Annotated in this window: 11 protein-coding genes; all 11 read right to left on the bottom strand. The window is 50.1% G+C overall.

What is annotated here, in order from left to right; all coding sequences use genetic code 11:
• On the bottom strand, positions 1-193 hold a 193-nt coding region (locus tag R3177_RS11785; RefSeq protein ID WP_318971225.1), incomplete at its 3' end, for a hypothetical protein.
• Complete coding sequence (locus R3177_RS11780; RefSeq protein WP_318971224.1) at positions 193-693, bottom strand: PilX N-terminal domain-containing pilus assembly protein; 501 nt, start codon at positions 691-693, stop codon at positions 193-195. The genes R3177_RS11780 and R3177_RS11785, both read right to left, overlap by 1 nt.
• A gap of 11 nt (positions 694-704) precedes the next feature.
• Complete coding sequence (locus tag R3177_RS11775; protein ID WP_318971223.1) at positions 705-1,691, bottom strand: prepilin-type N-terminal cleavage/methylation domain-containing protein; 987 nt, start codon at positions 1,689-1,691, stop codon at positions 705-707.
• Entirely contained in the window at positions 1,691-2,116 is a 426-nt protein-coding gene (gene pilV / locus R3177_RS11770; protein WP_318971222.1) for a type IV pilus modification protein PilV, read from the bottom strand. Before pilV ends, R3177_RS11775 begins: the two co-directional genes overlap by 1 nt.
• Positions 2,117-2,120: 4 nt before the next feature.
• Positions 2,121-2,642 (bottom strand): GspH/FimT family pseudopilin, encoded by a 522-nt coding sequence (locus tag R3177_RS11765; RefSeq protein ID WP_318971221.1) that lies wholly within the window; start codon positions 2,640-2,642, stop codon positions 2,121-2,123.
• Between the two features lie 145 nt (positions 2,643-2,787).
• Entirely contained in the window at positions 2,788-3,510 is a 723-nt protein-coding gene (locus R3177_RS11760; RefSeq protein WP_318971220.1) for a LytTR family DNA-binding domain-containing protein, read from the bottom strand.
• Positions 3,507-4,556 (bottom strand): sensor histidine kinase, encoded by a 1,050-nt coding sequence (locus tag R3177_RS11755; protein ID WP_318971219.1) that lies wholly within the window; start codon positions 4,554-4,556, stop codon positions 3,507-3,509. Before R3177_RS11755 ends, R3177_RS11760 begins: the two co-directional genes overlap by 4 nt.
• Positions 4,557-4,607: 51 nt before the next feature.
• The gene (gene ispH, locus R3177_RS11750; RefSeq protein ID WP_318971218.1) at positions 4,608-5,537 is read right to left on the bottom strand and encodes a 4-hydroxy-3-methylbut-2-enyl diphosphate reductase; all 930 of its coding nucleotides are present in this window, start codon (positions 5,535-5,537) and stop codon (positions 4,608-4,610) included.
• Positions 5,538-5,541: 4 nt separating this feature from the next.
• Positions 5,542-5,979 (bottom strand): FKBP-type peptidyl-prolyl cis-trans isomerase, encoded by a 438-nt coding sequence (fkpB, locus tag R3177_RS11745; RefSeq protein ID WP_318967823.1) that lies wholly within the window; start codon positions 5,977-5,979, stop codon positions 5,542-5,544.
• Positions 5,976-6,467: a signal peptidase II gene (lspA, locus tag R3177_RS11740; protein WP_318971217.1), complete on the bottom strand. Its 492-nt coding sequence runs from the start codon at positions 6,465-6,467 to the stop codon at positions 5,976-5,978. Before lspA ends, fkpB begins: the two co-directional genes overlap by 4 nt.
• On the bottom strand, positions 6,467-7,247 hold a 781-nt coding region (locus R3177_RS11735), incomplete at its 5' end, for a class I tRNA ligase family protein (RefSeq protein ID WP_318971216.1). The genes R3177_RS11735 and lspA, both read right to left, overlap by 1 nt.

The following is a 7,247-nucleotide window of genomic DNA, read 5'->3' as shown; positions in this document are numbered from 1 at the left end:
TATCAGGCGTAAAACCCCAGCGCATTGAACCCGAATCATCAATAACAAACAATACATTTGGCGGCAAACCTACTGCGGTTTGCAACGGACTATCTGCAATACTGATTGTATTGGCGGCGGCTTCTCCTGTCGCAGCACCAAAAACGGCGCACAGTATCAGGCAGCTGAATTTATTCGCAAGCAGAGTTTTCATTACAACGGTACTCCTACGGTAGTTTGCAGCATGACCACGGCGCGGCCTGCAACCGGAGCTGTGCGTGCCGTTATTCTGAAGGCTTCCATTTCGCAGTCAACAGCAGGATTGGCCGACACAGCGCGGCAACCGGCATAACTTTGATATAGGCCCAGGTGCTCTATAATAAATTGTGTCGCTGGCATTTGAGCATTTTCAGCCGCTCGAGTTTGCCAGACAGTAGCAGGATCAAGCCAGTAATCAGGCGTGGTTGCAGTAATTACCCGTTCCGGTAGTAAATTAGGGGTAGACAGCACATTAGCCTCAACCAAACGCTCAGCAGCAAAAATAGTCGACTCCACCGCTTGCAATGACAGTTCTTTATCATAAAGATTGGCCGTCATTTTTTCCTGATTGCCTGCATTACGCATCGAGGTAATGGCTAAGGTACTGATCGCAAGCAACAGTAATAATGCGACTATCAGAGCAACGCCTTTTTCCCTGATCATTGAGTTTCTCATTGGGTACCTCATCATCGGTTGCGCAAATTGATCATGTAATTGAAAGTCAGAGCATCAGCCGCGAGTTGCAACCTGCTTGGGGGGGTCATCTCTAACTGCACCTCTACCGCAACAACATCTGCCCAGGACGCAACAGCATCGGCAGCCTTTAACGCGGTATCTGTACTTTCCAGATATCTTAAGTTAATTCGTTCCACACCACGTAACATTTCATCAGACGCTAATGCAGTATTGTTACCCGTCCGTCTTGGGGTTGCCCGATATAAACTACGGACACCATTTGTTGAACCTATGTACCACGCAACGGCTTCAAACCGGGTTAACATGGCATTGTTGCCAAAGCGGTGAGGCGAACCAGTAGCAGTGCAAACTGTAGGGAAACCTAACCCCTTACTGCAGTTACCCGGCGTTTGAGCACCGCCGGTATTATGGACAACTGTCTGATTATTCACATTAGAGTTTGTTACCTGAAAAATAGCGGTATGATCATCATCACACGCCATCACGATATCGCCAGGAAATAAACCGTGATTCGGACTGTTGACAAACAACGTTGCCGAGGAAGCATTCGGTTGATGATCATGAATCGAGACACTACTGCCGCCACCAAACATCAGTTGCACGGCTTCAGAATCGTTTACCGGTGCTGGTGTACCCAGGGTAGCAGGCACCGTCGCTGCGGTATAACCTAAGATACCCGCCTGATTTGCCTGCCAGTTAGTCCACCACTGGGCATTAGCATTATTGAGTACATTAGAAACACTGCCGTTATTGGTGCATCCCGAAAATCCGGCACTGCGAATGTCTCTGCTCATTAACTGAAATGCCATACGTGCATTCTCTTGCATTGCAGACAGTGCTTCATTTACCCGATAGGTTGTCTGATTAGCAATAAACACGCCGGTTACGCCTCCCATCAGGACAAGCCCCAATACCATGGCGATCATCAGCTCAACAATTGTTAAGCCCTGCTGTCTGCTGCGATATAAATTTATCATTACAACATTACCCTGTAGTCTAATTGCATCGCAGAGTTGCCCTGAACAGCTCTGCTGTCATCCCAGCGCACACCAATAGTCACTTGGTTGCCATTAACTGCCGAAATTAAACATGCGCTCTGGCCCAGACGCTGCCTGAGGTGATCAGCCCAAAGCTGATGCTGGCTCCCCCCAGACTCACAGTCACCAATATAATCGGTTTGTGGCCGGGCCATGCCTAAACGTTCAGCGGCAGCATTTGCCCGCATATTTTCACCCAGACTATGAGCAACCAGAGTAGCCACAGTCCGCTCATGAGCACTTTGCACATTACGTACGCCACTGCTCTGTAAGGCTGCAGTGCCAAGTAAACCAATTCCCAATACTAAAACAGCGATCATCACTTCCAGCAATGAAAAGCCACGCTGCGATTTGAAAACTGCCACCGAATTATCCACAGGTAGACACTCCTTTGTTAATGCTAATGCTACCACCCGCCACAAAATTCATGGTTCGGGTATTTTCTGTTAAGGCGCCGGAAGTGCTGCAAACCTGCAAACTGGAGCTTAAACCTGCTCCTGCGTTATCACGAACCAATCCTGCTGATGAGAAGATGATATTGGTATTTGCAGGCCCGGCGACATTCAGTCCACTGCTAACCCGTCCCTGCAAAATGACTTCGTTACCAGCCAGCACCAGCCAACTGTTCCAGTCAGCTCTGGGGGTGCAGTTAATGCCATCGCTGGTAGCACATAAGCTCACATTTTGTGATCTCTTAATCGCTTCGCTGCGGGCAAGATGAAATGCTGATACTAACTGATTAGTAGCGCCGCTGAGCCGATTACCCTGAACTAAACCATTGAACGACGGCACGGCAATGGTTGCTACTATCGCCACTACTGCAATGGTGACCATCAACTCTACCAACGTAAAGCCGGAATGAGTTTTGTTCAGCACAAAACCACAACTCATAAATGTTCCTTCAATTAGTTTTCAGAATAAAATAAAAGTCTTTGGAGTTTAACTTTAGCAAGGCAGATATCACAACACGAGTTGCACGTGGATGAAAGGTTATTTATGCCGATAAGCGGTAATGTCAGTTGCAACTCATAAGGCGCTAACCCAGATTAAGCTTTAACGCCTGCTTTAGCTGGCTGAGTGCCCGGCGACTGACTTCCAGTCGGGTATCAACACCGGTTAACTCAACATAGTGCTTGCCATCGGTACCTGAACGTAACGCAGAAAAATACGCTTTATTAATCAGTGTCGCCCGATGGATCCTGATAAGCTGCTCTGGATAACGCTGCTGCAGCTGACTTAAGCTCTGTTCCAGCAAAGCTTCCCCGCCGTTAAAAACCATCTTTACATATTTGCTGTCAGCACTGAAATACAAAACTTTACTTAAATTAATCTGTCTGGTCGCAGAACCCAGCTGATAACTTATTACTTCATCTTGTTGCTGCACCCGCTCCAGATGAGCCCGCGTACGATTACCAAGCCGGGCCAATGCAGCGCTGAGCCGCTGGGCAGAAACCGGTTTTAAAATATAGTCGGTCGGACAGACCTGATATGCATCCAACGCGTGCTGCGGATGAGCCGTGACAAAGATCACCGCCGGCGGCACGGCTTCTCTGGCCAGTGCCGCCGCCAGTTGCAAGCCATCGCCGCCTGGCATGGCAATATCCAGTAATAGAACATCAGGCTGCAGCTGCAGAAATAATTGCAGCGCCTGCTGGCTGTTGCTGGCTTCACCCACACAACTGAAGCCTGGTTCAGCACTAAGCAACCGTCTTAAACGGGCGCGGGCAAGCGGCTCATCATCAACAATCAGTACTTTCATCCGTTTGCATCAGGCGTGGGTTTAGGTAGTACCAGTTTAACCCGAAATCGGCCATCGACAATACTGCGGGTTAAACTTGCTTTGTCACCAAAAAAAAGCTGCAAACGCTGTTGAATATTAAGAAGTGCCACACCGTTACTGCGGCTTTTGTCAATAACAGGCAAAAAGGGATTGCTGATAAGAATAGTGACAGACTGACTGCTATTGATCACATCGATATCAATGCTACCGCCGGACTGGCAGCTTTCAATACCGTGACGCACTGCGTTTTCCAGCAGTGGCTGAATCGTCAGTGCCGGTATCTGCAATTTAGGCAGGCTGGCTGGCAATTGCCAGTTTTGCTGCATCCGCTCTCCGAGCCGCCATTGCTCTAATGCCAGATATTGCCGGGCCAGTGTCAGCTCATCAGCCAGGCTAATCTGCTCTTTGGCATGCATCGCCGCCCGGAATAAATCAGCCAGATTAAGCAGCGCCTGTTCAGCCGCCGCACTATCTTGCTGGGTTAATTCTGCTGCAGTGTTTAAACTGTTAAATAAAAAATGCGGCTGGATCCTCGCCTGTAATGCCCCAAGCTCCGCCCGGTTTTGTGCCGCCAGCTGCTGGTTGCGCTCGGTATGCATCAGCCCAAGCTGGATAGCCATCAGACCCACCACTAATGCGATCATCAGATTGGCCAGAATAAACTGCAGGAAACTTTGCGAAAATAGCACACCAGAATTGTGCAGCCACAGCCAGGCAACAGAACTCACCACAGCGGTGGTTAAAAAAAGTAACAGCAGACAGCTTGCGGCGATAGTTAACGGTCTTTGCCGGCTCAATACCGGCCGCAATTTACAGTAGCTGTAACCAGAGAGCAGCGCAATCCAGTAGACAAACAGACTGATTAATCCCAGGCGCTGCCAGAGGTTATCCTGAGTACCGGGGGCGAATGCCAGTAAAATAGCAACGGCCTGCGCCAGTACCAGCACTCTTAACACCATGCGGCCCTGACACAGATCAGGCAGCGGATATATTGGGTAAGGTGATGCAGTTACTGCTTTAGCCACCTTAACTCCTTACCTGCTGCAACAGTGCTTATCCTAATGCCTGCTGCTTTTTTAGCGTAGTTCAGCCGGAATAGCAAACACCACATTCTCCGGTCGACCCGGATTTTCATTAACTGTCTGGCCGCCCCACTTTTGCAGCTGTGCGACGACTTGCTGCACTAACACCTCGGGGGCCGAGGCACCAGCGGTAACACCCACCGCCTGGATATCTTTCAGCCAGCTTTGCTGAATATCATTCGCAGTATCAATTAAATAAGCCGTACAGCCCATCTTTTCAGCCAGCTCACGCAGCCGGTTAGAGTTACTGCTGTTTTTAGCGCCTACCACCAGCAGTAAATCGGCCTTGGCTGCTAAGTCACGTACCGCGTCCTGCCGGTTCTGGGTAGCATAGCAAATATCGTCTTTGCGGGGGCCATCGATATCAGGAAAGCGCTGACGCAGCGCCGCAATCACATCGGCCGTGTCATCGACCGATAAGGTTGTCTGGCTCGAATAACACAGCTGCGCCGGATTCTTCACTTGCAATCTGGCGACATCTTCCACCGACTCAACCAGATAAATGCCCCCCTTGGGGTTGTCATACTGCCCCATGGTGCCTTCCACTTCCGGATGACCGGCATGGCCAATTAAAATACATTCAATGCCTTTGCGACTGGCGCGGGTCACTTCCATATGCACTTTGGTGACTAACGGACAGGTTGCATCAAACACCTTTAACCCACGTTGTTTGGCATTTTCCCGCACGGCCTGCGACACGCCGTGGGCGCTGAAAATCACGATATTACCGTCAGGCACTTCATCCAACTCATCGACAAACACCGCGCCGCTGCGGCGCAGACCATCGACCACAAACTTATTGTGCACCACCTCGTGCCGCACATAAATAGGATGCTCGTATAATTCCAGAGCCCGCTCGACAATACTAATAGCCCGGTCGACCCCGGCACAGAACCCACGTGGGTTGGCTAACAAAATATCCATCGGCTTAGCTCACTTTTACTATTTCGACGTTAAAAGTCAGGGTTTGGCCGGCCAGCGGATGGTTAAAATCAACGGTGACAGAATCCCCCACTACATCACGCACCAGACCTGGCAATTCAGACCCATCCGGCATGGTAAAACCAATAATACTGCCCACTTTGGCCGGCGCATCGCTGGAAAACTTACTGCGATCAACGTAGTAGATGTTATCCGGGTTGGGCATACCATAAGCGTCCTGCGGATCCAGGGTAAACGTTTTTTTACTGCCTTCCGTCATCCCCATTAAATGGGCTTCGAAAGCCGGCGAAATACTATTATCACCCATTTGCAGCCTGGCCGGTTTGTTGTGCACCCGGGTGCTTTCGGCCGCGCTGCCATCAGTCAGGGTGATGTCAAAATGAAACAGCACGGTGCTGTTTGCACCAATTTGAGCTTTTGTCATGTTTTAACCTCGGCTGTGCTGCTGAAACTATCCCAGATTAACAAGACCGCACCAATAAAAATAACTGAGTCCGCCAGATTAAACACCGGATAACTCCAGCTTTTGTAGAACACATGCAGCATGTCGATGACATGGCCATACACCAGCCGATCGATCAAATTGCCAATGGCGCCGGCCAGCACTAACGCTAGCGCCAGGCTAAGCTTCAGCTGCGCCCGGCCGACCCGGCTGAGCCATATTGCAATAACAATACTAATTACCACTGCTATTGCGGTAAAAAACCAGCGTTGCCAACCGCCTGCATCGCTCAGGAATGAAAACGCCGCCCCGGTATTATAGACATGGGCCAGCTCAAATACCGGTAATAACGGGATACTGCCCTGATAGGGAATCTTATGCAATACCCACTGCTTTGACGCCTGATCAAGCACGATCAATAGCAGAATGAGCCACCACCAGCGCCAGCCAGTCTCTCTTAACGACCGCATCAGGCAAACGTCCTTTGCTCGCCGCTACCAGCGACATTACTGACACAGCGCAGACAAATACCCGGATGGGCCGGATCGGCGCCAACATCATGCCGGTGATGCCAGCAACGTTCACATTTGGTAGCTGCAGACGCTGTTACCAGCACTTTTAAGCCAGCAATATCAGTGGCAACAGCTTGTTCAGGTGCCGCATCGCTGCTGACCTGCGCCGTTGAGGTAATGAGCGCAAAACGCAACTCATCACCGAGTTTACTCAGCACAGCAGCAAGCTCAGTGCCAGCATATAAGGTGACCTCAGCTTGCAGTGAGGCACCGATTTTGTCTTCACGTCTTGCTGCTTCCAGCACTTTATTTACTTCATCCCGCACCTGCAGTATCTGCTGCCAGTAATGGTCATCAAACCGGCCTGCTGGAACGTCTGTCAGTGCTTCATACCATACTTCAGTAAATACATATTTGCTGCGCTCACCCGGCAGTGCCTGCCAGATTTCCTGGGCAGTAAAGCTCATTATCGGTGCCATCCAGCGCACCATCGCTTCAGCAATATGGTACAGGGCGGTCTGGCATGATTTACGGGCATTACTGCGCTGATGTGCGGTGTACTGGCGGTCTTTTATCACGTCCAGATAAAAACTGCCAAGCTCAATAGTGCAGAAATTCATCAGTTTCTGGCTTACCTGATGGAACTGGTAATTGTCATAAGCCTCAATAATTTCCCGCTGCAACTTAGCTGCGCGGCTTACCATCCATAAATCCAGTTCAACCATTTCGTTAAACGGC

Source organism: Arsukibacterium sp., assembly GCF_033722355.1.
In the GTDB taxonomy this organism is placed as follows: Bacteria; Pseudomonadota; Gammaproteobacteria; order Enterobacterales; family Alteromonadaceae; genus Alishewanella.
The sequence above is the reverse complement of the archived record's forward strand: the minus strand, read 5'-3'. Positions and strand labels throughout refer to the sequence as shown.

Coding starts and splice junctions, on each gene's coding strand:
- R3177_RS11780 (WP_318971224.1), bottom strand. CDS start 693: ATGAGAAACTCAATGATCAGGGAAAAAGGCGTTGCTCTGATAGTCGCA.
- R3177_RS11775 (WP_318971223.1), bottom strand. CDS start 1,691: ATGATAAATTTATATCGCAGCAGACAGCAGGGCTTAACAATTGTTGAG.
- R3177_RS11765 (WP_318971221.1), bottom strand. CDS start 2,642: ATGAGTTGTGGTTTTGTGCTGAACAAAACTCATTCCGGCTTTACGTTG.
- R3177_RS11760 (WP_318971220.1), bottom strand. CDS start 3,510: ATGAAAGTACTGATTGTTGATGATGAGCCGCTTGCCCGCGCCCGTTTA.
- ispH (WP_318971218.1), bottom strand. CDS start 5,537: ATGGATATTTTGTTAGCCAACCCACGTGGGTTCTGTGCCGGGGTCGAC.
- fkpB (WP_318967823.1), bottom strand. CDS start 5,979: ATGACAAAAGCTCAAATTGGTGCAAACAGCACCGTGCTGTTTCATTTT.
- lspA (WP_318971217.1), bottom strand. CDS start 6,467: ATGCGGTCGTTAAGAGAGACTGGCTGGCGCTGGTGGTGGCTCATTCTG.